Origin of the sequence: Kitasatospora sp. NPDC059088 (genome assembly GCF_042738155.1) — a bacterium.
Lineage (GTDB): Bacteria > Actinomycetota > Actinomycetes > Streptomycetales > Streptomycetaceae > Kitasatospora.
In genome coordinates, this window is sequence record NZ_JBHYGR010000061.1 from 1 (window position 1) to 25,796 (window position 25,796).

Annotated in this window: 26 protein-coding genes and 1 tRNA gene; 18 read left to right on the forward strand and 9 right to left on the reverse strand. The window is 73.7% G+C overall.

Going from position 1 to position 25,796, the window contains the following annotated elements:
* Positions 1-150 precede the first annotated feature (150 nt).
* From ACFWXO_RS25370 to ACFWXO_RS25380, 3 genes are all read left to right on the forward strand, one after another.
* Positions 151-558, forward strand: a complete 408-nt coding sequence (locus ACFWXO_RS25370; protein ID WP_375881467.1) for a helix-turn-helix domain-containing protein — start codon at positions 151-153, stop codon at positions 556-558.
* A 2-nt stretch (positions 559-560) separates the two neighbouring features.
* Positions 561-1,139 carry a hypothetical protein gene (locus ACFWXO_RS25375; RefSeq protein WP_375881470.1) on the forward strand — a complete coding sequence of 193 codons (579 nt, stop codon included), beginning with the start codon at positions 561-563 and terminating at the stop codon, positions 1,137-1,139.
* Between the two features lie 122 nt (positions 1,140-1,261).
* Complete coding sequence (locus tag ACFWXO_RS25380) at positions 1,262-1,603, forward strand: DUF2516 family protein (protein ID WP_375881473.1); 342 nt, start codon at positions 1,262-1,264, stop codon at positions 1,601-1,603.
* A 141-nt stretch (positions 1,604-1,744) separates the two neighbouring features.
* Here ACFWXO_RS25380 and ACFWXO_RS25385 read toward each other — a convergent pair whose 3' ends face one another.
* Positions 1,745-3,262 carry a SpoIIE family protein phosphatase gene (locus ACFWXO_RS25385; RefSeq protein ID WP_380526201.1) on the reverse strand — a complete coding sequence of 506 codons (1,518 nt, stop codon included), beginning with the start codon at positions 3,260-3,262 and terminating at the stop codon, positions 1,745-1,747.
* A 239-nt stretch (positions 3,263-3,501) separates the two neighbouring features.
* Here ACFWXO_RS25385 and ACFWXO_RS25390 point away from each other — a divergent pair, with 239 nt between their 5' ends.
* Positions 3,502-4,062 (forward strand): O-acetyl-ADP-ribose deacetylase, encoded by a 561-nt coding sequence (locus tag ACFWXO_RS25390; RefSeq protein ID WP_375881478.1) that lies wholly within the window; start codon positions 3,502-3,504, stop codon positions 4,060-4,062.
* Between the two features lie 203 nt (positions 4,063-4,265).
* Here the strand turns inward: ACFWXO_RS25390 and ACFWXO_RS25395 are convergent, their stop codons facing one another.
* Complete coding sequence (locus tag ACFWXO_RS25395; protein WP_380526203.1) at positions 4,266-5,099, reverse strand: class I SAM-dependent methyltransferase; 834 nt, start codon at positions 5,097-5,099, stop codon at positions 4,266-4,268.
* Between the two features lie 226 nt (positions 5,100-5,325).
* Here ACFWXO_RS25395 and mshA point away from each other — a divergent pair, with 226 nt between their 5' ends.
* Entirely contained in the window at positions 5,326-6,693 is a 1,368-nt protein-coding gene (gene mshA / locus ACFWXO_RS25400) for a D-inositol-3-phosphate glycosyltransferase (protein ID WP_375881483.1), read from the forward strand.
* A 98-nt stretch (positions 6,694-6,791) separates the two neighbouring features.
* Positions 6,792-7,349 carry a YbjN domain-containing protein gene (locus ACFWXO_RS25405; protein WP_380526205.1) on the forward strand — a complete coding sequence of 186 codons (558 nt, stop codon included), beginning with the start codon at positions 6,792-6,794 and terminating at the stop codon, positions 7,347-7,349.
* Positions 7,350-7,365: 16 nt separating this feature from the next.
* On the opposite strand, the gene ACFWXO_RS25410 is transcribed toward ACFWXO_RS25405, so the two are convergent.
* On the reverse strand, positions 7,366-8,679 hold the full coding sequence (locus ACFWXO_RS25410; protein ID WP_380526207.1) for an MDR family MFS transporter: 1,314 nt from the start codon (positions 8,677-8,679) through the stop codon (positions 7,366-7,368).
* A gap of 149 nt (positions 8,680-8,828) precedes the next feature.
* Between ACFWXO_RS25410 and ACFWXO_RS25415 the strand changes: the two genes are divergently transcribed.
* Together ACFWXO_RS25415 and ACFWXO_RS25420 are read left to right on the forward strand one after the other, a co-directional pair.
* Positions 8,829-9,587 (forward strand): phosphoglyceromutase, encoded by a 759-nt coding sequence (locus ACFWXO_RS25415; RefSeq protein ID WP_375881490.1) that lies wholly within the window; start codon positions 8,829-8,831, stop codon positions 9,585-9,587.
* A 259-nt stretch (positions 9,588-9,846) separates the two neighbouring features.
* Positions 9,847-10,443, forward strand: a complete 597-nt coding sequence (locus tag ACFWXO_RS25420) for a lytic polysaccharide monooxygenase (RefSeq protein WP_380526209.1) — start codon at positions 9,847-9,849, stop codon at positions 10,441-10,443.
* A 97-nt stretch (positions 10,444-10,540) separates the two neighbouring features.
* Here the strand turns inward: ACFWXO_RS25420 and ACFWXO_RS25425 are convergent, their stop codons facing one another.
* Together ACFWXO_RS25425 and phoU are read right to left on the reverse strand one after the other, a co-directional pair.
* On the reverse strand, positions 10,541-10,720 hold the full coding sequence (locus tag ACFWXO_RS25425) for a hypothetical protein (protein WP_350507747.1): 180 nt from the start codon (positions 10,718-10,720) through the stop codon (positions 10,541-10,543).
* A gap of 166 nt (positions 10,721-10,886) precedes the next feature.
* Complete coding sequence (phoU, locus tag ACFWXO_RS25430; RefSeq protein WP_380526211.1) at positions 10,887-11,576, reverse strand: phosphate signaling complex protein PhoU; 690 nt, start codon at positions 11,574-11,576, stop codon at positions 10,887-10,889.
* A gap of 306 nt (positions 11,577-11,882) precedes the next feature.
* On the opposite strand from phoU, the gene ACFWXO_RS25435 reads away from it, so the two are divergent.
* A complete protein-coding gene (locus ACFWXO_RS25435; RefSeq protein WP_380526213.1) occupies positions 11,883-13,373 on the forward strand; it encodes a sensor histidine kinase in 1,491 nt (496 codons plus the stop codon).
* A 2-nt stretch (positions 13,374-13,375) separates the two neighbouring features.
* Positions 13,376-14,071 carry a response regulator transcription factor gene (locus ACFWXO_RS25440; protein WP_218199074.1) on the forward strand — a complete coding sequence of 232 codons (696 nt, stop codon included), beginning with the start codon at positions 13,376-13,378 and terminating at the stop codon, positions 14,069-14,071.
* A gap of 232 nt (positions 14,072-14,303) precedes the next feature.
* Here the strand turns inward: ACFWXO_RS25440 and ACFWXO_RS25445 are convergent, their stop codons facing one another.
* Complete coding sequence (locus tag ACFWXO_RS25445) at positions 14,304-15,002, reverse strand: DUF461 domain-containing protein (protein ID WP_380526215.1); 699 nt, start codon at positions 15,000-15,002, stop codon at positions 14,304-14,306.
* A 426-nt stretch (positions 15,003-15,428) separates the two neighbouring features.
* Here ACFWXO_RS25445 and ACFWXO_RS25450 point away from each other — a divergent pair, with 426 nt between their 5' ends.
* From ACFWXO_RS25450 to ACFWXO_RS25480, 7 genes are all read left to right on the forward strand, one after another.
* Positions 15,429-15,911 carry a CarD family transcriptional regulator gene (locus ACFWXO_RS25450; RefSeq protein ID WP_030244332.1) on the forward strand — a complete coding sequence of 161 codons (483 nt, stop codon included), beginning with the start codon at positions 15,429-15,431 and terminating at the stop codon, positions 15,909-15,911.
* Between the two features lie 298 nt (positions 15,912-16,209).
* Positions 16,210-16,935, forward strand: a complete 726-nt coding sequence (gene ispD / locus ACFWXO_RS25455) for a 2-C-methyl-D-erythritol 4-phosphate cytidylyltransferase (protein WP_380526217.1) — start codon at positions 16,210-16,212, stop codon at positions 16,933-16,935.
* On the forward strand, positions 16,925-17,416 hold the full coding sequence (gene ispF / locus ACFWXO_RS25460) for a 2-C-methyl-D-erythritol 2,4-cyclodiphosphate synthase (RefSeq protein WP_360225686.1): 492 nt from the start codon (positions 16,925-16,927) through the stop codon (positions 17,414-17,416). Before ispD ends, ispF begins: the two co-directional genes overlap by 11 nt.
* A 202-nt stretch (positions 17,417-17,618) precedes the next feature.
* Positions 17,619-18,014: a PPOX class F420-dependent oxidoreductase gene (locus ACFWXO_RS25465; protein ID WP_375881507.1), complete on the forward strand. Its 396-nt coding sequence runs from the start codon at positions 17,619-17,621 to the stop codon at positions 18,012-18,014.
* A 114-nt stretch (positions 18,015-18,128) separates the two neighbouring features.
* A complete protein-coding gene (gene cysS / locus ACFWXO_RS25470) occupies positions 18,129-19,523 on the forward strand; it encodes a cysteine--tRNA ligase (RefSeq protein ID WP_375881509.1) in 1,395 nt (464 codons plus the stop codon).
* Positions 19,524-19,659: 136 nt separating this feature from the next.
* Positions 19,660-20,652, forward strand: a complete 993-nt coding sequence (gene rlmB / locus ACFWXO_RS25475; RefSeq protein ID WP_375881511.1) for a 23S rRNA (guanosine(2251)-2'-O)-methyltransferase RlmB — start codon at positions 19,660-19,662, stop codon at positions 20,650-20,652.
* Between the two features lie 278 nt (positions 20,653-20,930).
* Positions 20,931-22,559: a DoxX family membrane protein gene (locus tag ACFWXO_RS25480; RefSeq protein WP_380526220.1), complete on the forward strand. Its 1,629-nt coding sequence runs from the start codon at positions 20,931-20,933 to the stop codon at positions 22,557-22,559.
* Positions 22,560-22,692: 133 nt separating this feature from the next.
* Here ACFWXO_RS25480 and ACFWXO_RS25485 read toward each other — a convergent pair whose 3' ends face one another.
* From ACFWXO_RS25485 to ACFWXO_RS25495, 3 genes are all read right to left on the reverse strand, one after another.
* Positions 22,693-23,481, reverse strand: coding sequence for an NDP-sugar synthase (locus ACFWXO_RS25485; RefSeq protein WP_375881517.1), 789 nt, complete (start codon positions 23,479-23,481; stop codon positions 22,693-22,695).
* Positions 23,482-23,626: 145 nt separating this feature from the next.
* The gene (locus ACFWXO_RS25490; protein ID WP_380526222.1) at positions 23,627-24,070 is read right to left on the reverse strand and encodes a hypothetical protein; all 444 of its coding nucleotides are present in this window, start codon (positions 24,068-24,070) and stop codon (positions 23,627-23,629) included.
* A gap of 179 nt (positions 24,071-24,249) precedes the next feature.
* Positions 24,250-25,341, reverse strand: a complete 1,092-nt coding sequence (locus ACFWXO_RS25495; protein ID WP_375881521.1) for an ABC transporter ATP-binding protein — start codon at positions 25,339-25,341, stop codon at positions 24,250-24,252.
* A 281-nt stretch (positions 25,342-25,622) separates the two neighbouring features.
* Here ACFWXO_RS25495 and ACFWXO_RS25500 point away from each other — a divergent pair.
* A tRNA-Thr gene (locus tag ACFWXO_RS25500) sits at positions 25,623-25,696 on the forward strand.
* Positions 25,697-25,796 lie beyond the last annotated feature (100 nt).

Genomic DNA, 25,796 nt, shown 5'->3' on the forward strand with positions numbered 1-25,796 from the left:
CGGAGCACCCCCCCCCGGAACCCCCCCCGGACCACCCCCCCCTCCCGAGCGCCCCCCACCCACCAACCGCCCCGCGCAGCGGCCCCCACCCGCTAGCCCCCAGTTAGCACCCTGCTTGCAATTGCAAGCACGATCCCGCACCCTGTCCCCATGGCCTCACTCAACGTCGCCTCCCTGGGCGAGTACATCCGCGAGCAGCGCCGCAACGCGCAGTTCTCGCTGCGCCAGCTGGCGGAGGCCGCCGGCGTGTCCAACCCGTACCTCAGCCAGATCGAGCGAGGGTTGCGCAGGCCGAGCGCGGAGATCCTGCAGCAGATCGCGAAGGCGCTGCGGATCTCGGCGGAAACGCTGTACGTCCAGGCCGGGATCCTGGAGGAGCGGCGGGGCGAGGGCCTGGAACTGCGGGCCTCGATCCTGGCCGATCCGCTGATCAACGAGCAGCAGAAGCAGGCGCTGCTCGCGGTCTACGACGCCTTCCTCAAGGAGAACGCCGCCTCGGCCTCCACCCCGACGACCGACGGCGCGGCCACCCAGAACACCCACCGGGAGGACCGGTAAGCATGCCGATCACCGACGAGATCAAGAAGACCCTCACCGACCCGACCCCGCTGTACGCCTTGGCCGGCGCCGGGGACCTCGCGTACGAGAAGCTGCGCGAGGTGCCGGGCCGGGTCGAGGCCCTGGCGGCGGACCGCCAGGGTGCCCAGGAGAAGGCGACCGCCAGGCTCCACGAGGCGCAGGAGCTGCTGGCCGGCGCCCCGGCCAAGGTCACCGGGGCCGTCACGGCCTTCCCGACCGACCTCAAGGTCCTCCAGGAGCGGGCCCAGGGCTTCGCCCTGCAGCAGGTGGCCCGCGCGCTGGAGCTGGCGGTCCGGGCCAAGGAGACCTACGACGAACTGGCCGAGCGCGGCAAGGTCGTCGTGGACAAGGCCCGCCCCCACACCGACGCCGACCCCACCCAGGTCCCCGTCGACCCGGCCGTCGACCCCGCCTTCGAGACCGCCTTCGAGGCCGCCCCCGTCGAGGCCGAGCTGCTGGACGCCCCCGCCGCCCCGGCGGACCCGGCCGCGGACCCCGCCGCCCCCGCCCCGAAGAAGCCCGCCAGGCCCCGGAAGAACACCCCCTCCGCCACGGAGTGACCGCCGCCCGCCACCCCGGGGCACATCCACCGGCGGCGGGACGTTCACACCCTGCGGGCGGCCGCCGTGCCAGGATGGGCGGCGGCCGGGGCGCAGCAAGCCGAGAGACGTAGGAGACCGCGATGACCGGAGTGTTCCAGATCCTGGCCTTTTCCTACCTGAACCCGTTCTGGTGGATGGCCGTCGCGATCCTGGGCTACAAGTTCTTCGCGCTGATCGACGCGGCCACCCGCCGCGAGGACGCCTACCGGGCGGCCGACAAGAAGACCAAGGGCTTCTGGCTGGCGATCCTCGGGATCAGCTTCGGGTGGGACCTGCTGTTCGGGGCGAACTTCCTCGGCAGCATCGGCACCCTGGCCGGCCTGGTCGCCTCGATCGTCTACGTGGTGGACGTCCGCCCTGCGATCCGGGCACTGACCGGCGGCACCGGCCGGAGCAACACCGGCCCGTACGGCCCCTGGTAGGCCGACCCCACGGACAACGCCGCGGCCCGGGAGGGCAGTTCACCCTCCCGGGCCGCAGCGTGTCCGCGCCGTTGTCCCCGACGTGTCCGCGACGTGTCCGCGACGTGTCCGCGACGCCTCCGCGGCGCCTCCGCAGCCGCCTCAGCCGAGGATCAGCTGCACCGGGTTGCGCTCCAGCAGCAGCACCGCGACGTCGTCCGTCAGCGCCCCGCCGTTCAGCTCCTCGACCTCGGCGATCGCGCTGTCGACGAGCCGGCCCCGGGTGAGCCCGGCGGACTGGTGGTCGGCGATCAGGTCGGCCAGTCCGTCCTGGCCGAGGCGCCGCGACCCGGCCCCGACCCGGCCTTCGATCAGCCCGTCGGTGTAGAGCAACAGCCGCCAGCCGGGCTGGAGTTCGACCTCGTGGGCGGGCCAGGCGGCCCCGCCGTCGTGGCACGGCAGCAGGCCGAGGGCGGGCCCGGCGTGGTCGGCGGGCAGGGTGGCCGGGGCGTGGTCGCGGCCGAGCAGCAGCGGCGCCGGGTGCCCGGCGAGGTAGAGCCGGGCGCGTTCGCCGGTGCCGAGCGAGTCGAGGTCGGTGGTGCCGCCGGGCTCGATGACGAGCATGCAGAGCGTCGCGAAGATCTCGTCGCTGCGCCGTTCGTGCTCCAGCACGTGCTGGAGGGTGGTGAGCAGGGTCTCGCCGGTGAGACCGGCGAAGACCAGGGTGCGCCACGCTATCCGGAGTGCGACGCCGAGCGCGGCTTCGTCGGGGCCGTGGCCGCAGACGTCGCCGATCACGACGTGGACGGTGCCGTCGTCGGTGCGCACGGCGTCGTAGAAGTCGCCGCCGAGCAGGGCGCGGCGGCGGCCGGGGCGGTAGCGCCGGGTGAAGGAGAGTCCGGCGCCGTCGAGCAGCGGGGTGGGCAGCAGGTGGCGCTGCAGCCGGGCGTTCTCCTGGCCGCGCAACTCGGCTTCGACCAGGCGGCGCTGGGACTCGTCGGCCCGCTTGCGTTCGACCGCGTAGCGCAGTGCGCGGGCCAGCAGCGGGCCGTCGGTCTCGTGCTTGAGCAGGAAGTCCTGGGCGCCCGCGGCGACGGCGGCGGCGCCGAGTTCGGCCCCGGCGGCGTCGGTGAGCACCACGACGGGGATGTGCGGGGCGCGGCGCAGCAGTTCGTGCAGGCCTTCCAGGCCGTCCGAGGGGTCGGACGGGTGCGGCAGGTCGGCGGGGGAGGCCAGGTCGAGCAGCACGCAGCCGAACTCGCCGCCGCGGGAGCGTCCGCGCCGGCCGGCGGGGGAGGACTGGGCGAGCAGCTGGGTGGCCTGTTCGAGGCCGCGGGCCCAGTGGATCTCGATCGAGGTGCCGCTGTCGGCGACCGCCGCCTTGATCAGCTGGGCGTCCGAGGCGTCGTCCTCGATGACCAGCAGCCGCAGAGGCGCGACGGTGCCGTCGACGGGTCCGTCTCCGGGCGCGGGGGCGTGACCGCCTCCGGTGGGGCGGGAGGGGCGGCGGGTGCCGTGCGCGGTCCGGGCCGGCTGCGAGCGGGGGTGGGGTATCGGGGGAGCGGCCGTGGCCGGGCCGGTGGTGGCCGGGCGGGTACGGGCATGGCCGACGGGGGCGCCGTCGTGGGCGCCCGGCAGGTCCGCGGCACCAGGTGCCCGCCCGTCTCCCGTTGCGGGCATCGGTGGTTCCTCCCTTTCCCCGCCTGCGTAACGGCCGGCGTCCGTCCGCAGTGCCCGCCTGGCACCGCGCGTCGGGGAACTTCTCGCGACCATAACGTGATCTCCGGGGATTTCTCTGGCCGACCGGCGCCGTTGTGGCTATTGCCACGCCGGTGGCGGTGTGGTGATCGGATTCGGACGACGGCTCGGATCCCGGCCCGGCGGCTGCCGGGCGGGTCCGGGGAAGGGGGTAGGTGGTGGTGACGCGGATCACCCTGGTCGAGGGTGACATCACGGCACAGGAGGTGGACGCGGTGGTGAACGCGGCCAACTCCTCGCTGCTGGGCGGCGGCGGGGTGGACGGCGCGATCCACCGCCGGGGCGGGCCGCAGATCCTGGAGGAGTGCCGCCGGCTGCGGGCCTCGCACTGGGGCAAGGGGCTGCCCACCGGGCGGGCGGTGGCGACCACGGCCGGGCGGCTGCCGGCCCGCTGGGTGGTGCACACCGTCGGGCCGGTGTACCTGGCGGAGGAGTACGAGGAGCGGGCTGGGCTGCTGGCCTCCTGCTATCGCGAGTCGCTGCGCACGGCGGCCGGGTTGGGCGCGCGCACGGTGGCCTTCCCGGCGGTGTCGGCGGGGATCTTCGGCTGGCCGCCGGCGGACGCGGCCCGGATCGCGCTCGGCACCGTCGCCGAGGTGCTGGGCGGCGGTGACGCGCTCGCGGGCGCGGAGCTGGCGGAGGTGCGGTTCGTGCTGTTCGGGACGGAGATGTACGAGGTGTTCGAACGGGCCCGGCGGGAGCTGCTCGGGCAGGGGGGCTGACGGGCGCGGTGCGCGCCGGGCGGCGTGTGGTGTCGCCGCCCGGCGGTCTCCATCGTGGCGTGACGAGGCGTCAACACGCCAGAGATATTCGATAACTCGTTCGAGTGAATGAGGCGCGTCGCTCACCAGCCCGGCCCCGCCGGGCCCCAGCGGGCCTCCGGGAACCCCGTCCGGGCCCCGCAGAATCCGGGCCCGGCCCCGTCCTACGGGGCCAGCGCCGCCCAGGGCAGCGTGACCTCGCCCTGCCGCCACCGCCCGCGCGCGTCCACCAGCGGCCAGCTGCCCGCCAGCGCCGTGCAGGCCGCCACCCAGCGCTGCCGCGCCCCGAACGCCCCGTACGGCGCGGCCGCCGCCCAGGCCCGGTCGAAGTCGGTCAGGAAGGCGTGCACCGGCCGCCCCGGCACGTTGTGGTGGATCAGCGCCTTCGGCAGCCGCTCGGCCAGGTCGGAGGGCTGGCCCAGACCGCCCAGCCGGGCCGCGAAGGTCACCGTCCGGGGCCCTTCCGGCCCCAGCGCGACCCAGACGTGCCGCCGCCCGATCTCGTCGCAGGTGCCCTCGACCAGCAGCCCGTCCGGGGCCAGCCGGGCGCACAGCCGCTCCCACACCCCGGCCACCGCCGACTCCTCGTACTGCCGCAGCACGTTGGCCGCCCGGATCAGCTGGGCCGGCCCGCCGCCGTCCAGCGGCACCTCGAAGCCGCCGCGCCGGAAGGTGAGCAGCGGCGGCTCGGCGTACGGCAGCGCGGCCGCGACCCGTTCCGGCTCGATCTCGATCCCGACCACCCGGACGTCCGGCCGCACCGTGCGCAGCCGTCCGGCCAGCTCCACGGCCGTCCACGGCGCCGCGCCGTAGCCGAGGTCCACCGCCACCGGGGGCCGCTCGGCGGCGCGCAGCGCCCGGCCCAGGGTGTGGGCGATCCAGCGGTCCATCCGGCGCAGCCGGTTGGTGTTGGTGGTGCCCCGGGTGACCGTCCCGACCGGCCGTCCGGTCCGGCCGCGGGCGGGCGCGGCGGTCGCGGGGTCGAAGGAGGCAGCCATGCCCAGAAGGGTAGTCGGCGGTCGCGGGGCCGGGCGTCCCCGGCCTGAGCTGGGCGGATGCCGGCCCGGCGGACCGGTCGCCGGGAGCGGGAATGCCGGACGCCCGCCCAGTGGTTGGCACACTGGTGGTGATGTGTGCCCGGACGGGGCAGCGCACACCGGACATGTGGCGGGCCCGTTCACGCGGACCGCCGAGACGGGCCGCACACGAGGAGGCTTCAGCCAGGTGATCCAGCACCCCGTCCGTTCGGTACGCCGTGCCCAGTCCGCGACGCCCGCGCGCGGCCGGCTCCAGTCGCTCGTCCCGGGCCGTCGCCGCCCGCGCCGGATAGCCATGCTCAGCGTGCACACCTCGCCGCTGCACCAGCCCGGCACCGGCGACGCCGGCGGGATGAACGTCTACATCGTCGAGCTGGCCAAGCGCCTGGCCGAGCTCAACATCGAGGTCGAGGTGTTCACCCGGGCGATCTGCTCGGACGACGCGCCGACCGTCGAGCTGGCCCCCGGCGTGCTGGTCCGGCACGTCACCGCCGGCCCGTACGAGGGCCTGGTCAAGGAGGACCTGCCGGCCCAGCTGTGCGCCTTCACCCACGGCGTGCTGCGCACCGAGGCGGGCCACCGCCCCGGCCACTACGACCTGGTGCACTCGCACTACTGGCTCTCCGGGCAGGTCGGCTGGCTGGCCGCCCAGCGCTGGGGGGTGCCGCTGGTGCACACCATGCACACCATGGCGAAGGTCAAGAACGCCGCGCTGGCCGAGGGGGACACGCCCGAACCCGCGGCCCGGGTGATCGGCGAGACCCAGGTGGTCGAGGCGGCCGACCGGCTGATCGCCAACACCACCGAGGAGGCCGCCGAGCTGGCGCTGCACTACGCCGCCCGGCCGGACCAGCTGGCCGTCGTCCACCCCGGGGTCAACCTGGACGTCTTCCGCCCCGGCGGCCCGCGCGCCGGCTCCGAGGCCCGGGCGAGGCTGGGCCTGCCGCAGGACGCGGCGGTGCTGCTGTTCGCCGGGCGGATCCAGCCGTTGAAGGCGCCGGACGTGCTGCTGCGGGCGGTCGCCGCCCTGCTGGAGGCCCGTCCGGGGCTGCGTGAGCGCCTGGTGGTGCCGGTGGTCGGCGGGCCGTCCGGCACCGGGCTGGCCCGGCCGGAGAGCCTGCACAAGCTCGCCGCCCAGCTCGGCATCGGCGACGTGGTGCGGTTCCACCCGCCGGTCGGCCAAGAGCGGCTGGCGGACTGGTACCGCGCGGCGACGGCCCTGGTGATGCCCTCGTACAGCGAGTCCTTCGGCCTGGTGGCGCTGGAGGCCCAGGCCTGCGGCACCCCCGTGGTGGCGGCCTCGGTCGGCGGCCTGCCGGTCGCGGTGCGGGACGGCGAGTCCGGCAGCCTGGTGCAGGGCCACGACCCGCTGGCCTGGGCGCGTGCGCTGGAGCCGTACGTCACCGACCCGGCGCTGGTCGCCCGGCGCGGGGCGGCGGCCGCCCGGCACGCGGCCGCCTTCGGCTGGGACACCGCCGCGGCCTCCACCGCCGAGGTCTACGCCGGCAGCCTGGCCCGCCCGGCCGGCCGGCTCGCGGTGGCCCGGCGCCGCTGAGCGCCGACGCCCGGGCCGGGCGGCGTCCTGGCCCGGGTCGGCGTCCTGGCCGGGTCGGCGGCTGCGCGCCGGGGGTACCGCCGAGTAACGTCACCCCCATGGCAATCCGCACCAAGGACGAGGCCCTGACCCTCCTGCGCACCGCCCTGGACGACGCCGGGGTGGCCTGGGAGCCGGCCGCCGCCGACCCGTACACCCTGGTGGCGACCCTCCCGGGCACCCGCAAGCTGAACACCGCCTGCGCACTGCGGGTCGGCGACCACACCCTGTCGGTGAACGCCTTCGTGATCCGCCGCCCGGACGAGAACCATCAGGCCGTCTACCGCTGGCTGCTGGAGCGCAACACCCGCCTCTACGGCGTCGCGTACGCGGTGGACGCGCTCGGCGACGTCTACCTGGCCGGCCGGCTGCCGCTGGAGGCGCTCACCCCGGACACCGTCGACCGGCTGCTCGGGACGGTGCTGGAGAACGCGGACGAGCCCTTCAACACCCTGCTGGAGCTGGGCTTCGCCTCGGCGATCCGGCGCGAGTGGGAGTGGCGCACCAAGCGCGGGGAGTCCACCCGCAACCTGGCCGCCTTCGCCCACCTGGCCGCCCCGGCAGCCGACGCCACGGCTGCCGACACCCCGGCTGCCGACGCCCCGGCCACCGACTGACCGGGGCGGGCGGCACTCAGGCGTCGGCCGGGGCCTTCGCCGGCTCCGCGACGGGTGCCGCCACGGCCGTCACCTCCGACACGGCCCCGGTGCGCCGGCGCCCCGTCGCACCGGTCCGGCGTGCCAGCACCACGTACCCGAGCGCCGCCGCCGTCCCGATCGCCCCGCAGACCGTCCACAGCACCACGGGACCGGCGTACTGCAGCAGCAGCCCGCCGCCCGCCGGGCCGAGGAGCGAGGCGAGCGACCAGGACAGCCCGTAGACGCCCTGGTAGCGGCCGCGTCCGTGGGTCGGCGCCAACTCGGCGACCAGGCCCATCATCACCGGGGTGTGCAGGATCTCGCCGACCGTCCAGACCACCACCGAGAGCGCGAACAGCCAGGCCGAGGAGCCGGCCAGCGCGGCCAGCCCGAAGCCCCAGCCGGTGAGCAGGCAGCTGGCGATCAGCATCCCGGTCCGTGAACGGCCCTCCATCCACCGGGTCAGCGGGATCTGCAGCACCACGATCAGCAGCCCGTTCAGGCCGACGACCAGCCCGTACTGGGTGGACGAGATGCCGGAGGCGCCCATGTCCACGGCCAGCGTCGTGCTGCCCTGCTGGAAGACCAGGGCGACCAGCAGGGTCAGCCCGACCAGCGCCATGAAGGGGGCGTCCCGGAGCACGGTGAGCAGGCTGATCCCCGGCTCGGCCGGGTCCCCGGCCTTGCCGGGTACGGCCTGCGGCCTGGTCTCCGGGATCCGGATGAAGATCACCACGGCGCAGACCAGCGTGCTCAGGGCGTCCAGCAGGAAGAGCGTGAGGTAGCCGTGGGTGGCGATCAGCCCGGCCGCGGCGGCGGACAGGCCGAAGCCGATGTTGATCGCCCAGTAGTTCAGCGAGTACGCCCGGACCCGGTCCTCCGCCGGGACGAGGTCGGCGATGATCGCCGAGGTGGGCGGCCGGGTGGCGTTGTTGCACAGGCCGACCACGAAGGCCACCGAGGCGATCGCCACCTGGCCGTCCATGAAACCGAGCACGGCGGTGGAGGCGGCGGTGCCGAGCTGGGCGGCGACCAGCGTGGGGCGGCGCCCGATCCGGTCGGTGAGCACGCCCGCGCCGATCGCCGACACCGCCGAACCGGCGCCGAACAAGGAGGCCACCAGGCCCGCGTAGGAGGCCGAGTACCCCCGTTCGACGGTGAGGTAGAGGGCCAGGAACGTCACCACGAACGAACCGAGCCGGTTCACCAGCGTGCTCACCCAGAGCCACCAGAACTGCCTCGGCAGCCCGCCCACCGTCTCGCGCACCAGTCTTCGGATCCGGGGATTGGCGGCCAGGGCGACGAGCATGTGGGGGCTCCCGAGGGCAGGCGTCCGCCGGGCGGCGCGGGCGGGCCCGACCGCCCGACGCATGTAAGTGGCAGATAAGCGCTGCACACATTACTCATCCCCCGAGGTGCCCACCAGGGGTTTTCCCGCCCTCCACTAAGCTGGGCGCCATGGCTGACACGACCTACCGACTCATCCTGCTCCGTCACGGCGAGAGCCAGTGGAACCAGAAGAACCTCTTCACCGGTTGGGTCGACGTCGACCTCAACGAGAAGGGCGAGAAGGAGGCCGCCCGCGGTGGCGAGCTCCTGGCCGCCGAGGGCCTGTTCCCCGACGTGGTGCACACCTCGCTGCTGCGCCGCGCCATCCGGACCTCGCAGATCGCCCTGGACAAGGCCGACCGCCACTGGATCCCGGTCAACCGCAGCTGGCGCCTGAACGAGCGCCACTACGGCGCGCTCCAGGGCAAGGACAAGGCCCAGACCCTGGCCGAGTTCGGCGAGGAGCAGTTCCAGCTGTGGCGCCGCTCCTACGACACCCCGCCGCCGGTGCTCGCCGACGGCGCCGAGTACTCGCAGGCCGGCGACGCCCGTTACGCCGACATCCCGAGCGAGCTGCGCCCGCGCACCGAGTGCCTCAAGGACGTCGTCGACCGGATGCTCCCGTACTGGTACGACGCCATCGTCCCGGACCTGGCCGCCGGCAAGACCGTCCTGGTCACCGCCCACGGCAACAGCCTGCGCGCGCTGGTCAAGCACCTCGACGGCATCTCCGACGCCGACATCGCCGGCCTCAACATCCCGACCGGCATCCCCCTGGTCTACGAGCTGGACGCCGACTTCAAGCCGCTCGCCAAGGGCGGCCGCTACCTCGACGCCGACGCCGCCGCGGCGGCCATCGAGGCAGTCAAGAACCAGGGCAAGAAGTAACCCGCTTGCCGACGAGGCCCCGTTCCCGGTTCGCCGGGGGCGGGGCCTGTTTCGTTCAACCGGCCGGTGTGGGGCGGGAGTTGGGATGGGCTCGAAAATGGTTCAGACCATTGACGGGCGGTGGCGCCGACTCCTACCGTGGGGGCACCGGGCTGGCGCAGGCATGCCAAGGATTCCCCCATGTCCCGGCCGCCGCACCCCCAACGCGCGCGCGTCTGCGCCCCGGCGCACTCTCCATCCACCCCCACGGAGGAGCACCATGCGCACACGTCATCTGGTCGGGGCGGCCGTCGCCGCGCTCGCGATCCCGCTCACCCTGGCCCTCCCGGCCCAGTCGCACGGCTTCATCACCACGCCGCCCAGCCGCGCCGCGCTCTGCGACGAGAGCGCGAACGCCGTCCCGTGGGACTGCGGCGACATCCAGTGGGAGCCGCAGAGCGTCGAGGGGCCGAAGGGCTTCCCGGCCGGCGGGCCCTCCGACGGCACCATCTGCGCCGGCGGCAACTCCCGCTTCGCCGAGCTGGACGACCCGCACGGCGGCGCCTGGCCGACCACGCCGGTGACCGCGGGCCAGCAGCTCACCTTCACCTGGAAGTTCACCGCCCGGCACGCGACCACGGACTTCCGGTACTACCTGACCAAGCCGGGCTACGACGCGAGCCAGCCGGTCACCCGGGCCAACCTCGACCTGACGCCCTTCCTGACCGTCCCCTACGGCGGGCGGCAGGTGCCGGGCACGCTCAGCCACACCGCGACCCTCCCGAGCGGGCGCACCGGGCACCAGGTGGTCGTCTCGGTCTGGACGATCGCGGACACCGGGAACGCCTTCTACTCCTGCACCGACGTCCAGTTCTGACGGTTCCGGAACGGCCGGGCGGGCGTCCCGGGGTGCACGACCGCGCACCCCGGGACGCCTCGGCAGCTGTCCTGGCGGCCGTTCCGGCCGCCGTGCCTCAGTGGCCGCCGCAGCAGCCGCCGTCGGCGCCGCCGCACTGGCAGGGCGCGCCGGACTGGCAGCCGCAGCCGCAGCCGGGGCCGCAGCCGCAACCGGCCGCGAGGACGGGCAGCAGCTTCGGGGCGGGCGGCTCGACGGTGTGGTGGGCGGATGCCGGTCGGGTCGGGTTGGCCTTCATCGAGCTCTTCCCTCCTAGTGACGGGAACACTCCGGTGCCCCCACCGTCGAGTGAAGCGGCCGTTCGGAGGGAGCGTCAACAGGCGCGCAGTGGTGGGGCGTCCGGAAATCCGTGCACCCGCACCACCCTCGCCACAGGTTTACTCACCCCCGGGGGTGAGCGGCACTCACTCCGCCCCGGCTGCCTCGGCCGCCTCGGTGGCGGCCACGAACTCGGCCACGTGCTCGCCGGTCACCAGGTACACGACGCGCTTGGCGACGGACACCGCGTGGTCCGCGAAGCGCTCGTAGTAGCGGCCGACCAGGGTGATGTCGACGGCGGTCTCGATGCCGTGGTGCCAGCGCTCGTCGATCAGGTGCGACAGCAGCTCGCGGTGCAGGGCGTCGATCCGGTCGTCGTCCTGCTCCATCTCCAGGGCCTTGTCGACGTCCTTGGTGGCGATGACCAGGCCCGCCTTGGCGACCAGGCGCTGGGCGAGCTGGCCCATCTCCAGGACGGTGGAGTGCAGGTCGGCGGGCACCGCCGAGTCCGGGTAGCGCATCCGCGCGACCTTGGCGACGTGCCGGGCGAGGTCCCCGCAGCGCTCCAGGTCGGCGCTCATCCGCAGCGAGGTGACCACGATCCGCAGGTCGGTGGCGACCGGCTGCTGCCGGGCGAGCAGGTCGATGGCGCGGTTCTCGAGCTCGTGGTGGAGCTCGTTGACCTTCTCGTCGGCGGCGATCACGCTCTCCGCCAGCGCCAGGTCCGCGTCCAGGAGAGCGGTGGTGGCCCGGCCCAGGGCCGATCCGACCAGCCGGGCCATCTCGACCAGGCTGTCGCCGATCGCATCGAGTTCCTCGTGGTACGCGTCGCGCATGTTCTCTCCTCAGTAGCTGTGTCGGTGGCGGTGCCGACCGGTCAGCCCGTCCGACCATCGTTCCGGTGTCCGGGTGACCGCTGCTGGTGGCGCGAATGGTACGCGCACACCCGAGACCGTGGCCGCTCTTCGGCGCACCGATCTCTCCCACACGGGCTGCATGGCCAACTCTGTGCCGTTCGGGCGACGGCGCACGGCCGGTGCGGTGAATCGGCAGCTACGTGGAGGTGAATTCTCGGCAACGCCTGGTCGATGCCTTGACCCAGCCCTTGGGGAGTGGCCAGGCCGTGCGCTTACGCTGGCCACATGGACGTGAACGTGGCCGCTGCCGCTGCCTGCGCCATAGCCGGGCTCGGTGTCGGCCTCACCGCCTCCATCGCCTTCCGTTGGAGCGAGCGCGAGCAGGCCAAGGGCAAGTACACCAGCGGCAAGCAGTACGGCCGGTACCAGACGCTGGGCACCGGCACCCCGGAACCCCCGCTGCCGCCGGGGGTCGACACCGTGCTCTCGGTGCTCCGCTCCTGCGCGATCGTGCTGGGCGAGGGCGACGAGGTGGTCAAGGCCAGCTCGGCCGCGTACGCGATGGGCCTGGTGCGCGGCGGCGCGGTCGCCGTGGACCAGATGCTGGCCCTGGCCCGCGCCACCCGCCGGGACGGCGAGATCCGGCAGGTGGAGCTGGAGCTGCCCCGCCCCGGCGCGGCCCGCGCGTCCGAGCCGCTCGCGGTCTCCGTCCGGGTCGCCCCGCTGGGCTCCCGGCTGGTGCTGGTGCTGGTCGAGGACCAGACCGAGCGCCGCCGGGTGGAGGCCGTCCGCCGGGACTTCGTGGCCAACGTCAGCCACGAGCTCAAGACCCCGGTCGGCGCCCTGTCGCTGCTCTCCGAGGCGGTCGCCGACGCGTCCGACGACCCGGAGGCGGTGCAGCGCTTCGCCGGCCGGATGCAGGTCGAGGCGACCCGCCTGGCCAGCCTGGTGCAGGAGATCATCGACCTCTCCCGGGTCCAGGACGACCGGCTGATGGTCGACCCGGAGCCGGTCGCGGTGGACGAGCTGATCGCCGAGGCGATCGACCGCTGCCGCCAGCAGGCCGCCGCCAAGCAGATCCTGATCGCGGCCGGCGGGATCGCCGGGCTCTACCTGCACGGCAACCGCGGCCAGCTCGCCGCGGCGCTCGGCAACCTGGTGGAGAACGCCGTCAACTACAGCCCGCCCCGCACCCGGGTGGCCATCGCCACCCGCCGGATCTCCAGCGCCGCGGCGCTCGGCGAGGCGGACGGCGAGCTGATCGAGATCTCGGTCACCGACCAGGGCATCGGCATCTCCGAGAAGGACCGCGAGCGGGTCTTCGAACGCTTCTACCGGGTCGACCCGGCCCGCTCCCGGCAGACCGGCGGCACCGGGCTCGGCCTGTCCATCGTCAAGCACGTCGCCGCCTCGCACGGCGGCACCGTCTCGGTGTGGAGCGTGGAGGGGCAGGGTTCGACCTTCACCATCCGCCTGCCCGCCGGCCAGGCCCCCGCCGACGCCCCCGACGATGACTACGACGACGACCTGGACGACGCCCCGGCCGACGACCTGGGCGAGGACTTCGACGACCACCTCGACGCCGTCGACGCCGCGCCGGACCACGACGAACCCCGCAGCGCACGCCGCGCCGAGCCCGGTGCCGACACCGCCGGGCCCGCCACGGCACCCCGGACCCTCACCGCGGACCGCACCGAGCGTGCGGCCCGTTCGCTCCCCGCCGGGGAGCGGGAACAACCCCTGACACAGACAACCCAGCTTGCCCCGGAGGCCTGATCGTGACCCGAGTACTGGTGGTCGAGGACGAGGAGTCGTTCAGCGACGCCCTCTCGTACATGCTCCGCAAGGAGGGCTTCGAGGTGGCCGTCGCCGCGACCGGCCCCGACGCCCTGGAGCAGTTCGAACGCAACGGTGCCGACCTCGTCCTGCTCGACCTGATGCTCCCGGGCCTGCCGGGCACCGAGGTCTGCCGCCAGCTCCGGGTGCGCTCCAGCGTGCCGGTGATCATGGTGACCGCCAAGGACAGCGAGATCGACAAGGTCGTCGGGCTGGAGATAGGCGCTGACGACTACGTCACCAAGCCGTACTCCACCCGGGAGCTGGTCGCCCGGATCCGCGCGGTGCTGCGCCGCCGCGGCGAGGACGGCGGCGCGGGCGACAATGGCGGCGGTCCGGGCGCCCTGGAGGCGGGCCCGGTCCGGATGGACGTGGACCGGCACGTGGTGACGGTGGACGGCGCCAAGGTCGACCTGCCGCTCAAGGAGTTCGACCTGCTGGAGATGCTGCTGCGCAACGCGGGCCGGGTGCTCACCCGCATGCAGCTGATCGACCGGGTCTGGGGCGCGGACTACGTCGGCGACACCAAGACCCTGGACGTCCACGTGAAGCGCCTGCGGGCGAAGATCGAGCCCGACCCGGGCGCGCCGCGCTACCTGGTCACGGTCCGCGGCCTGGGCTACAAGTTCGAGCCGTAAACCGCGGGCCCGCGAGGGACGAGGACGCGGGAGGCCCCTGCCGGCAGTCGTCGGCGGGGGCCTCCCGCGTTCCTGCCCGACTGCCTGGCTGCCCGGCCACAGGGTCAGGCCACGCGGCCACGCGGCCACGCGGCCCACGGGGGCACGCGAAAGCCTCCCGCAGGCCCCGGAAGGGCCGGCGGGAGGCTTTCGCGCGCTGCGTCAGGGTGCGCCCGGTCGGCAGCGCGTCGTGTCAGTGGGCGGCCGGCGCGGTGGTGCCGGTGGCCGGGGCGGCCGGGGTGGTCGCCGTGCCGGCACCGGTGGCCGGGGTGGCCGGGGCGCTCGGCGTGGTGCCGGCCGGCGGCGTGGCCGGCGTGCCCGGCGTGGTCGGGGCGGTCGCGGCGGGGGAGGTGCTCTTGGAGGGCACGGCCGCCGGGGTCGGGCCGAAGCCCTTGTAGAGGTTCTTGTCCGAGTCCGGGCTGACGCCGGCCTGGACGTCGACCTTCTGGCCGTCCTTGAAGGCGAAGGTGGTGTTGGCGAAGCCGCCGATGTGGACGGCGGCCGCGCTCACCGAGGCGGAGGGGTTGCCCTGGCCGCCGATCGCGACCGAGCTGCCGGCCGGGATGACGAGGGTGGGCTGCGGAGCACCCGCCGCGTCCGCGAAGGTGGCGGAAGCGTTGCCGACGGTGATCGACTGCAGCTCGGCCGGGGTGGTCGCCGTGTTGGAGATGTTCACGACCACGTTGGCGGGGCCCGTGTAGTCACCCGAGGTACCGGCCCCGGTGACGATCACGATGTTGTTCAGTCGAAGGTTCGTCCCAAGGGTCGCCGCCGCGTTGTCCGGCTTGATCTGCAGGGTGTCCGGCGTGTTGCTGGCTGCGCAGGAGGACAGCGAGGCGATGGCGAGGGCGGCGATGGCGGCGATGCTGCCGCGTCGAAGGCTGCGGCTCATGCGGCGGCTACTCCTAGGTCACGTGTCGACAGGTCAGGTCTCAGATTATCGACCTCACTTATGCGCTCCTCACGGGGTGGTCCCCGTGTCGCACTCCCGGGGCCCCGCGGGGGCCGTCCGGCCGTACCCATGGCATGAACCGGTCATCGGTAGGACAAGCTTCGACCAAGATCGAATAACGATCCGGTCACGGCCCGGAACGGGGCGAAAGCTCAAGATCCAATCATGGTTGCGGGGGTGTTGCGCAAGGGTTTCGCCGGACCTCGGAACCGCCTCCGACCTGCGGGAAGCCCCCCTCGAACATCGGTCGCAGCACGTCACGGGGGTCCTTGTCAAGCCCCGGTACCGGCCCTGACCTGCGAAAACGCCCTTCGGGTGGGCCGCAAGGCGTGTTATTCTGGAAAGCCACGGAAGGGGTCCTGTCACATGACGTTCAAGGTTGGCGACACGGTGGTCTACCCCCATCACGGGGCCGCGCTGATCGAGGCCATCGAAATTCGCCAGATCAAAGGTGTGGACAAGACCTACCTGGTGCTCAAGGTGCAGCAGGGAGACCTGACGCTCCGCGTGCCCGCCGAGAACGCGGAGTTCGTCGGCGTGCGCGATGTGGTCGGCCAGGAGGGTCTGGACCGGGTCTTCGAGGTGCTCCGCGCACCGTACACCGAAGAGCCGACCAACTGGTCCCGTCGCTACAAGGCGAACCTGGAGAAGCTCGCTTCGGGCGACGTTATCAAGGTCGCCGAGGTCGTGCGCGACCTCTGGCGTCGCGAGCGCGAGCGCGGCCTCTCGGCCGGCGAGAAGCGGATGCTCGCGAAGGCGCGCCAGATCCTCGTCAGCGAGCTCGCGCTGGCGGAGAACACCAACGAGGACAAGGCGGAGACGCTGCTCGACGAGGTGCTCGCCTCGTAGTGCAGTCGGGCTTCCGCCCCACCGCCCACAGCGCCCGGTGCCGGCGTGCCGCTCCCAGGACGAACCGTCCGGGGGTGGTGCAGTGGCACTCCGGGCGCTGAGGCGTGTCCGGACGACGCCCCCCACCCGATCCGGTCCAGGCCCGCAAGACCGTTTCTGCACCGTTTCTGCGCAGTTGTGCGGCGGGCAGTGGACCAGTCGTTCTTCGGAAGGGGCCCCGCCCGCCGGGCACGCCATGGCCATACCCACTTCGCCGAAGGAGTGAAACCTGAACGCGTCAGGAGCAGTTGCAGCAGCAGTGGTGCCCGCCGCCGGACGCGGTGAGCGGCTGGGGCCCGGTGCCCCGAAGGCCCTGCGGGAACTGGGCGGGGTGCCGCTCCTGGTGCACGCCGTTCGGGCGCTCGCCCGCAGCCGGGCGGTCGGCCTGGTGGTGGTCGCCGCGCCCGCCGACGGGGTGGCCGAGGTGGTCGCCCTGCTGGACGGCCACGGGCTGGCCGGCAAGGACGTCCGGGTGGTGGCCGGCGGCGCGACCCGCCAGGAGTCGGTCCGGCTGGGCCTGGCGGCGATCCCCGAGGACGTCGAGATCGTGCTGGTGCACGACGCGGCCCGTCCGCTCGTCCCGGTCGAGGTGGTGGACGCCGTCGCGGCCGCCGTCCGGGCCGGGGCTCCGGCGGTGGTGCCCGCGGTGCCGCTGGCCGACACCGTGAAGCGGGTCGAGCCGAACCCGGGCCGCCCCGAGCCGGTGCTCGACACGCCCGAGCGGGCCACCCTGCGCGCGGTGCAGACCCCGCAGGGCTTCGACCGGGCCGCCCTGGTCGAGGTGCACGCCAAGGCGCTGGCCGAGGAGGCCGCCGGCGGCGCCGACGCGGTGCCCGTCACCGACGACGCCGGACTGGTGGAGCGCTACGGCGGCACGGTCGTCGTGGTGCCCGGCCACGAAGAGGCGTTCAAGGTCACCCGTCCGCTGGACCTCGTGCTCGCCGAGGCCGTACTCGCCCGCCGGAGGGCCGCCGATGACTACTGAGCCCCTGATCCCCCGGGTGGGGATCGGCACGGACGTGCACGCCTTCGAGGCCGGCCGCCCGCTGTGGGTCGCCGGACTGGAGTGGCCGGACGCCGGGGACGGACTGGCCGGGCACTCGGACGCCGACGTGGCCGCGCACGCCTCCTGCGACGCGCTGTTCTCGGCCGCCGGGATCGGCGACCTGGGCGCCCACTTCGGCACCGACCGCCCGGAGTGGTCCGGGGCCTCCGGGGTGAAGCTGCTCGGCGAGGCGGCCCGGCTGGTGCGCGAGGCGGGCTTCGAGATCGGCAACATCGCGGTCCAGGTGATCGGGGTCCGGCCGAAGATCGGCAAGCGGCGGGCCGAGGCGCAGGCCGCGCTGTCCGAGGCGGCCGGAGCGCCGGTCTCGGTCTCCGGCACCACCACCGACGGCCTGGGCCTGACCGGCCGGGCCGAGGGGTTGGCCGCGATCGCCACCGCCCTGGTGTACGAACGGCGTTGAGCCGTTCGCCGGCGGCCCGGCCGGTCGGCGGTCGGCGGGCGGTCGGCGGGCGGTCGGCGGGCGTCGGCGGTCCGGCCGGAAACAGACGGCTGTTGACGGGTGTTCACCGAATGCCGCGGGGGCCCGGATCGGTAGGGTTCGGTCCGGGCCCGTGCGGAGCTCACCCCCGGGTCGTACCGTCGCCGACGAGAAGAGGTTCCCGATGACTTCCCAACTCTCCGACCGCGCCAAGGCGTTGATCGACGGCAAGAGCTTCGCCGTGGTCTCCACGATCCAGCCGGACGGCAGCCCCCAGTCCTCGGTGGTCTGGGTCAAGCGGGACGGCGACGACATCCTGTTCTCCACGGTCCAGGGCCGCCGCAAGCACCTCAACCTGGTGAAGGACCCGCGGGCCTCGATCGTGATCAACCCGCCGGAGAGCCCGTACGAGTACCTGGAGGTCCGCGGTTCGGTGACGCTGACCACCGAGGGCGGCCGGGAGTTGATCAACGAGCTGGGCTTCAAGTACCGCGGTGACCAGGAGTACGGCTTCGACGGTCCGGACGACGTCCGGGTGGTCGTCCGGCTCAGCCCGCGCAAGGTGGTCGGCAGCATCTGACCGGCCGGACGGGCCGCGATTCCCCGGGGCGGTCCCGCCGTTCCCCGGGGAATGCCCGGTCCGTTCCCGGTTAATGTCGCGGGGCACCCCCCGCCGCCCACTACGCTTGACGCTGTGAGCATTCGTCTGTACGACACCAGCACCCGACAGGTACGCGACTTCGTCCCGCTTGTACCGGGTTGTGTCTCGATCTACCTGTGCGGCGCTACCGTCCAGTCGGCGCCACACATCGGGCACATCCGGTCCGGCCTCAACTTCGACATCATGCAGCGGTGGTTCGCCTACCGCGGCTACCAGGTGACCTTCGTCCGCAACGTCACCGACATCGACGACAAGATCATCGCCAAGGAGCGCGAGCTCGGCACGCCGTGGTGGCAGATCGCCTACGAGAACGAGCGCGCCTTCAACGACGGTTACAACGCGCTCGGCTGCCTGCCGCCGACCGTCGAGCCGCGGGCCACCGGGCACGTGCCCGAGATGATCGAGATGATGCAGGGGCTCATCGAGAAGGGCCACGCCTACGCGGTCGACGGCAACGTCTACTTCGACGTGAAGTCGTACCCCGACTACCTCGCGCTCTCCAACCAGAAGCTCGCCGACCTGCGCCAGCCCGAGGGCGAGGGCGAGACCGGCAAGCGCGACCAGCGCGACTTCGCGATGTGGAAGGCCGCCAAGCCGGGCGAGCCGAGCTGGGAGACGCCCTGGGGCCGCGGCCGTCCGGGCTGGCACCTGGAGTGCTCGGCGATGGTGCACAAGTACCTGGGCCCGGCCTTCGACATCCACGGCGGCGGGCTGGACCTGATCTTCCCGCACCACGAGAACGAGATCGCCCAGTCCAAGGCCTACGGCGACGACTTCGCGGCCTTCTGGGTGCACAACGCCTGGGTCACCATGGCCGGCGAGAAGATGAGCAAGTCGCTCGGCAACTCGGTGCTGGTCTCCGAGATGGTCCGGGCGTGGCGGCCGATCGTGCTCCGCTACTACCTGGGCGCCGCGCACTACCGCTCGATGATCGAGTACAGCGAGGACGCGCTGCGCGAGGCCGAGGTCGGCTTCGGCCGGATCGAGGGCTTCATCCAGCGGGCCGTCGAGCGCTGCGGCAAGGTCGACGCGGCGCCCGAGGTGCCGTCGGCCTTCGCCGAGGCGATGGACGACGACTTCGGCGTCCCGCAGGCGCTGGCCGTCGTGCACACCGCCGTCCGCCAGGGCAACAGCGCCCTGAACGCGGACGACAAGGAGAGCGTGGTGGCGCGACTGGCCGAGGTCCGTGCGATGCTCGGTGTACTGGGTCTCGATCCGCTCGACCCGCAGTGGGCCGGGGCGGAGCGCGGCGAGGACCTCCACGGTGTGGTCGACTCGCTGGTCCGTCTGGTCCTGGACCAGCGGCAGGCGGCGCGTCAGCGCAAGGACTTCGCCACCGCGGACGCCATCCGCGACCAGCTCGGCCTGGCCGGGTTGGTGATCGAGGACACCCCGTCCGGCCCGCGCTGGACGATCAACAGCCAGTAACCCCATCTGACGATCGGGGTGATGGGTGGGCCGTACCGGACCGGTGCGGCCCTCCCGCATGACGTAGCGCATGCCGTCGGCCGCCGCCGCACCGAGCGGAGCGGCCGGGCATGCCGGACAGACAGGAAGTACAGCCATGGCCGGCAACAGCCAGCGCAGGAACCGCCGCAACCCCGGGTCGAAGAAGGGGGCCGCTGTCGGTACCGGCGGGCACAGCCGGAAGGCGCTGCAGGGCAAGGGCCCGACCCCGCCCGGTGAGGAGCGCAAGGGCCACCCCAAGCAGCGGGCCGCCAACGCCGCGATCAAGCGCGAGCGGGACGCCAAGGCCCGGGCCGGCATGCGCCGGGCCGGTGCCGGCGGCCGGGGCGGCCGCGGCGGCGCGGGCAGTGCCGAGCTGGTCTTCGGCCGCAACTCGGTGGTCGAGGCGCTCAAGGGCGACGTGCCCGCCAACGCCCTGTACGTCCAGCAGTTCATCGACACCGACGACCGGGTGCGCGACGCCTTCCAGGCCGCCAACGAGCGCGGCATCCCGCTGATGGAGGCCCCGCGCGCGCAGCTGGACCAGATGACCGGCGGGATGAACCACCAGGGCCTGGTGCTGCAGGTCCCGCCGTACGAGTACGCCCACCCCGAGGACCTGCTCGCCGAGGCCTCCGACGCCGGCCAGGACGCGCTGATCATCGCGCTGGACGGGGTCACCGACTCGCGCAACCTCGGCGCCGTGGTCCGCTCCGCCGCCGCCTTCGGCGCGCACGGCGTGGTCATCCCCGAGCGCCGTGCGGCCGGCATGACCGCCGGTGCCTGGAAGACCTCCTCCGGCGCCGCCGCCCGGCTGCCCGTGGCCCGCGCCACCAACATGACCCGCACCCTGGAGGCCTACCAGAAGGCCGGCCTGATGGTCGTCGGCCTGGCCGCCGACGGCGAGGCCGAGCTGGGCGACCTGGAGCTGCTGAACGGCCCCGTGGTGATCGTCGCGGGCAGCGAGGGCAAGGGCCTGTCCCGCCTGGTCTCCGAGACCTGCGACATGCGGGTCCGGATCCCGATGAGCGGCCTGACCGAGTCGCTGAACGCCGGTGTCGCGGCGGGCATCGTGCTGTACGAGGCCGCCCGCATGCGCGCCAAGCGCTGATTCCCGGCAGGTCCGGACCAGCACGGACGGACCCCCGTCCGCAGGAGAACTTCTGAATTCTCCGCGATCCGAGTGAAAAGCGATCGGGCCCGACCGGGTCCGATCGCTTTTCTCATGATCACTTCAAGTATGCGCCGGACATCCACCCGGGAGAGTGTCCTAAGCGGCCGTCACCCGGTTAGACGGGCGTGGACGTGGACACCAGAACACCTCGGCGCCCCCTGTTCGGCGGGGGCAGCACCGGGATAGAGGCGGGCCCCGGGATCGACACCGTCAAGGTGCCGTCGGACCCCGCGCGCCTCAGCAGCACCCAGGCGAGCTTCCGACTCCGGCTCGGCACCCCGGTGGCGCCGCTGATCGACGCCCCGGCGGGACTGCTGTCCACCGGCGCCGCGTTCGGCGACCCCTACGCCAACCAGGGCCTGATCCGCCGTCCGCTGGTCACCCCGCAGGTCGTCGTGCCCGCCTCCGCCGTCCCGGCGCTGGCCGGAGCCGCGGCCGGGGCCGCCGGCGGCGCGCAGCGCCGCAAGGGCCGGGTCACCGCCGTCACCTGGACCGGCCAGGCGGCCCCCGGCGACCTCGCGGCCACCCGGCTCCTGGAAGCGGTGCGGACCAACGGCGCGCCCGGCGGCGGCCCCGACGGCGCGGACACCCAGGTGCTGCCCGCCTACGCGGGCGCCCGGACCGTCCCCCGCCAGCCGCGCGAGGGCAGCGGCACCGCCACCGACGCCGGCGTCGGCCCGGTCGGCGAGCCGCACGGCTGGACCCCCAGCGGCGAACTGCCGGAGGTCTCCGCCGCCTCCGCGGCCGACGGCAAGCAGCCCTGGTACCCCGGCCGCCGGGTCGACCTCGGCCTGGTGCTGCTGCCGCTGCGCGCGGTGCTCGGCTCGCTCTCCGTCTACGCCGGGTTCAGCAAGCTCTGCGACCCGGTGTACTTCGACGGCGGCGAGCGCGGCTCCATGATGCGCTGGCTCTCCTCGCTGCACCCGTGGAAGGTCGCCGAGCCGCTGCTCGCCTTCGCGATGGCGCACCCCGTCGGCTCCGGCCTGGTGGTGTCGTTCACCGAGATCGTGGTCGGCGTGCTGACCGTCCTCGGCCTGTGGCAGCGGCTCGCCGCCGGGGCGGCCATGCTGCTCTCCGCCGTGCTGCTGTTCACCGTCAGCTGGCGGGCCGTCCCGGTCTACGACACCCCCGACCTGATCTTCCTCGCGGCCTGGAGCCCGCTGCTGATCGCCGGGGCGCCGTTCGCCTCGCTCGACGGACGGCTCAACCTGGAGGCCTGGCGCCGGATCGGCACCGGTGCCCCCGGTGCGCTGCGCCGCCGGGTGCTGCGCCGCGGCGCGGTCGTCACCACCGTCGTGGTCGGCCTCACCCTGCTGCTCGGCTCGATGCTCGGCGCGGCCGTCCGTACCGGCGGCCGCCCGCACCAGGAGCCCGGCCGACCGTCCGGCGACTACGGCACCCCGGTGTGGCCGTCCGGCAGCCCGTCCGGCGCCCCCGGCGGCCAGGGCGCGTCCACCCAGCCCCAGCCCGCCGCCCCCCGCCCGGCCACCCCCACCCCGAGCGCCGGCACGCCGTCCACCGCCCCCGCCAAGTCGGCCGGGGCCACGCCCAGCGGCAAGCACTCCGGCAAGCCCGAGACCGGCGGCTCCTCCCCGGCGCCCGCCGCGCCGTCCGCCGGGTCCGGCTCCGCGCCCGCCCAGCGGACCCCGGCCCCCGGCGGCTCGGGCAACGCGCCCAAGCCCAGCCCGAGCAACGGCTCCGGGCTGCTCGGCGGGGTGCTGGGCAGCGGACCGGTACTGGGCAGCGGGCCGCTGGCCGGCCTGTCCGGCGGAGAGGCCGGTGGACAGGCCGACGGGCAGGCCGGTGGGCAGTCCTCCCGTCCGGGGACGCCGACCGCCACCTGAGGCCGCCGGACGCGCTACGGCCGGGTGCTCCGTGGGGGAGCACCCGGCCGTCGTGCTGCTCGGCGGTTCCGCGGGCTTGCCCTCGCCGGGCCTGTGCCCGTCCTCCGCCTGTTCTCGGCCGGTCTCCGCGTCGTCAGCGGGAGCTGTCGCGGTAGGCGGCGAGCTCCTTGGCCGCCTCGGTGAGGTCCTTCGCGGTGTCGATCGCGCGCCAGTACACGCCCTGCGGCAGCTGGTACCCGGCGAGCCGCTTGCTGCGGGCGAGTTGGGGGAAGGTGGTGCGCTCGTGGTCGCCCACGTCCGGCAGCAGCTCGGCGAACTCCGGGCTGAACACGTACAGGCCGGCGTTGATCAGGAAGGGCGAGGGCGGGGCCTCGATGAAGTCCAGCACGTTGCCGAACTGGTCGGTCTCCACGGCGCCCCACGGGATCCGCGGCCGGGCCAGCGCGAGCGTCGCGACGGCGTCCCGCTCGTGGTGGAAGGCGGCCATGTCGCGCAGGCTGAACCGGGTCCAGATGTCGCCGTTGGTGGCGTACCAGGGCTCGTCCGGGCGCGGCAGCGCCTTCGCCGCGTACTTGAGCCCGCCGCCGCGCCCCAGCGGCTCGGCCTCGACCACGGTGCGCACCCGCAGCGGCAGGTCCGCCGTGTCGAGCCACTCCTCCAGCACGTCGGCCAGGTGACCGCAGGACACCACGACGTCGGTGACGCCCTCGGCGGCCAGCCAGGCCAGCTGGTGGCCGAGGATCGGCGTGCCCGTCCCCGGGATCTCGACCAGCGGCTTGGGGCGGTCGTCCGTGTAGGGGCGCAGCCGGGAACCCTGGCCGCCGGCCAGGATCACGGCCTGGGTGACGGGAGTGGTGGTCGGCCGGGTGTGGTGGGGCTGCGGGGACGCGAGGTCGGCGGTGGTGCCGGAGTCAGCGGTCATGGCTGAACAATAGGGCGCCGGAAGGGGGTTGGCGCCTCAAGTGGACCGCTCGTCCGGTGATCCGCCGGCCGCCCGGCCGCCCGGCTGTCCGTCGGCCGACGATGCCGTCGGCCTTCCGGGGAACGGTCGGCCGTCCGGGGATCCGTCAGCCGACGACGCCGGCCGCGAAGGCGCCGTCGCAGACCGGGCGGGCGAAGGAGCGGGCCCGCTGTACGTCGCCCTGGTACTTGCGGACCGCCGCCTTGCCCAACTCGGTGGCCAGCGAGGTGCAGTACGGCGTCAGCGACGGCTGCTCGCGCATCGAGCGCTCCAGCAGGTCCAGCGCGGCGGACGGGTTCTTGGCGCGCAGCTCGTCGAGCAGCGCCACCCGCAGCGAGTCCTGCGGGGCGAGCCCGTCCGTCCTGGCGGGGGCCGCGGACGACCGCCCGATGCCGACGCCGTCGCCGCTGGAGGCCGCCACGACCTGCTGGTCGAGCGCGGTCGGCGGGGCCCACGGGACCCGGGTCACGGCGAGGGTGCCGGTGGTCACCAGGACGACCGGCAGGGTCAGGGCGACGGTCTGGCCGATACGGCGCACAAGCTGCTTCACCCTCAGGAGAGTAGCGGTGGGTAGGCCCCGGATCGCCCTCCGTCACGCCATCGAGTGACAGGGTGTCCGGGTTGTCCCTGCACCGTGTTGACGTGGGGGTGTACGGACGGAGCCCGTCGGACCGCGAACGGTCCGACGGGCTCCGGAGCTGCCCCGTGCGAGGGGAGGTGTGCCGGGCGTCAGCGGCCCAGGCGGGCCCCGGTGCTGGTGGAGAAGACGTGGGTCTCCTCGGCGGTCGGCACGACGTGGACGGTCTCGCCGCGGGCCGGGATCTGGCGGCCGGGCACGCGGACGACCAGGTCCTTGTCCACGCCGCCGATCTGGGTGGTGCCGTAGACGAAGCCGTCCGAGCCGAGCTCCTCGACCACGTTCACCGTCACCGCGACACCCTCGATGCCGCCCGCCGGGACGATCTGGAAGTGCTCGGGGCGGATGCCGACGGTCACCGTCTTGTCCGTCGCGGCGCCGGCCAGGTCCTCGCGGGAGATGTTGACCACCGAGCCGCCGAACTTCACGCCGCCGTCCACCAGCGGCACCTCGACCAGGTTCATGGCGGGCGAGCCGATGAAGCCGGCCACGAACAGGTTCGCGGGCTTGTCGTACATGTTGCGCGGGGTGTCGACCTGCTGGAGCAGACCGTCCTTGAGCACCGCGACCCGGTCGCCCATGGTGAGCGCCTCGGTCTGGTCGTGGGTGACGTACACCGTGGTGATGCCCAGGCGGCGCTGCAGGCCGGCGATCTGGGTGCGGGTCGAGACGCGGAGCTTGGCGTCCAGGTTCGACAGCGGCTCGTCCATCAGGAAGACCTGCGGCTGGCGGACGATCGCCCGGCCCATCGCGACACGCTGGCGCTGACCGCCGGACAGCGCCTTGGGCTTGCGGTCCAGGTAGTCGGTCAGGTCGAGGATCTTCGCCGCCTCCTCGACCTTGATGCGGATGTCCGCCTTGTTCACGCCGGCGATCTTGAGCGCGAAGCCCATGTTCTCGGCGACGGTCATGTGCGGGTAGAGCGCGTAGTTCTGGAACACCATCGCGATGTCCCGGTCCTTCGGCGGCAGGTGGGTGACGTCCCGGTCGCCGATCCGGATCGCGCCGCTGTTGACGTCCTCCAGACCGGCCAGCATGCGCAGGCTGGTCGACTTGCCGCAGCCCGACGGGCCGACCAGCACGAGGAATTCGCCGTCCGCGATCTCCAGGTCCAGCGCGTCCACCGACGGCTTGGTCGCCCCGGGGTAGACACGGGTCGCCTGGTCGTACGTGACAGAAGCCATGGTCGTTCTCTCCTTCACCGGCAGGAACGTGCCGGACGATCCGAGTAAAGGGGGTTCGTTCGTCTCGGTCGGCCGGGCAGTGGTCTGAACCACTGCACACACCGACTCCCGGCGACGGTACCTGCGCTTCCGCCGCTTGTCAGCCCCCCGCCGCCCGCTTTTCCGCATCGGTTCCATCACGCCCACCCACCCCGCCAACCCCGGGATATCCCCCCACCCCACCACCCCGGCCCGGTAGACTGCCCCCGGTGCCGCCGTGATCCATCGCGGACGGCCACCGTGCCTCCTTAGCTCAGCTGGCCAGAGCACCGCTCTTGTAAAGCGGGGGTCGTCGGTTCGAACCCGACAGGGGGCTCAGTGGCGGAGACGTGGGGGGGGGGGGGGGGGGGCGGTTGTGGTAGGTCGGGCCCCGCCGCGGCGGGTAGAAAAAAAACGAGCACCCCGAAACAAACAGA

Excerpts from the sequence above, each read along its gene's own strand:
- ACFWXO_RS25395 (WP_380526203.1), bottom strand. The coding sequence starts at position 5,099 with ATGGCTGCCTCCTTCGACCCCGCGACCGCCGCGCCCGCCCGCGGCCGG.
- ACFWXO_RS25380 (WP_375881473.1), top strand. The coding sequence starts at position 1,262 with ATGACCGGAGTGTTCCAGATCCTGGCCTTTTCCTACCTGAACCCGTTC.
- ACFWXO_RS25420 (WP_380526209.1), top strand. The coding sequence starts at position 9,847 with ATGCGCACACGTCATCTGGTCGGGGCGGCCGTCGCCGCGCTCGCGATC.
- ACFWXO_RS25450 (WP_030244332.1), top strand. The coding sequence starts at position 15,429 with ATGACGTTCAAGGTTGGCGACACGGTGGTCTACCCCCATCACGGGGCC.
- ACFWXO_RS25385 (WP_380526201.1), bottom strand. The coding sequence starts at position 3,262 with ATGCCCGCAACGGGAGACGGGCGGGCACCTGGTGCCGCGGACCTGCCG.
- ACFWXO_RS25410 (WP_380526207.1), bottom strand. The coding sequence starts at position 8,679 with ATGCTCGTCGCCCTGGCCGCCAATCCCCGGATCCGAAGACTGGTGCGC.
- ACFWXO_RS25435 (WP_380526213.1), top strand. The coding sequence starts at position 11,883 with ATGGACGTGAACGTGGCCGCTGCCGCTGCCTGCGCCATAGCCGGGCTC.
- ACFWXO_RS25375 (WP_375881470.1), top strand. The coding sequence starts at position 561 with ATGCCGATCACCGACGAGATCAAGAAGACCCTCACCGACCCGACCCCG.
- ispF (WP_360225686.1), top strand. The coding sequence starts at position 16,925 with ATGACTACTGAGCCCCTGATCCCCCGGGTGGGGATCGGCACGGACGTG.
- ACFWXO_RS25465 (WP_375881507.1), top strand. The coding sequence starts at position 17,619 with ATGACTTCCCAACTCTCCGACCGCGCCAAGGCGTTGATCGACGGCAAG.
- ACFWXO_RS25415 (WP_375881490.1), top strand. The coding sequence starts at position 8,829 with ATGGCTGACACGACCTACCGACTCATCCTGCTCCGTCACGGCGAGAGC.
- ACFWXO_RS25425 (WP_350507747.1), bottom strand. The coding sequence starts at position 10,720 with ATGAAGGCCAACCCGACCCGACCGGCATCCGCCCACCACACCGTCGAG.
- ACFWXO_RS25445 (WP_380526215.1), bottom strand. The coding sequence starts at position 15,002 with ATGAGCCGCAGCCTTCGACGCGGCAGCATCGCCGCCATCGCCGCCCTC.
- ACFWXO_RS25485 (WP_375881517.1), bottom strand. The coding sequence starts at position 23,481 with ATGACCGCTGACTCCGGCACCACCGCCGACCTCGCGTCCCCGCAGCCC.
- ACFWXO_RS25495 (WP_375881521.1), bottom strand. The coding sequence starts at position 25,341 with ATGGCTTCTGTCACGTACGACCAGGCGACCCGTGTCTACCCCGGGGCG.
- ACFWXO_RS25405 (WP_380526205.1), top strand. The coding sequence starts at position 6,792 with ATGGCAATCCGCACCAAGGACGAGGCCCTGACCCTCCTGCGCACCGCC.
- rlmB (WP_375881511.1), top strand. The coding sequence starts at position 19,660 with ATGGCCGGCAACAGCCAGCGCAGGAACCGCCGCAACCCCGGGTCGAAG.
- phoU (WP_380526211.1), bottom strand. The coding sequence starts at position 11,576 with ATGCGCGACGCGTACCACGAGGAACTCGATGCGATCGGCGACAGCCTG.
- ACFWXO_RS25370 (WP_375881467.1), top strand. The coding sequence starts at position 151 with ATGGCCTCACTCAACGTCGCCTCCCTGGGCGAGTACATCCGCGAGCAG.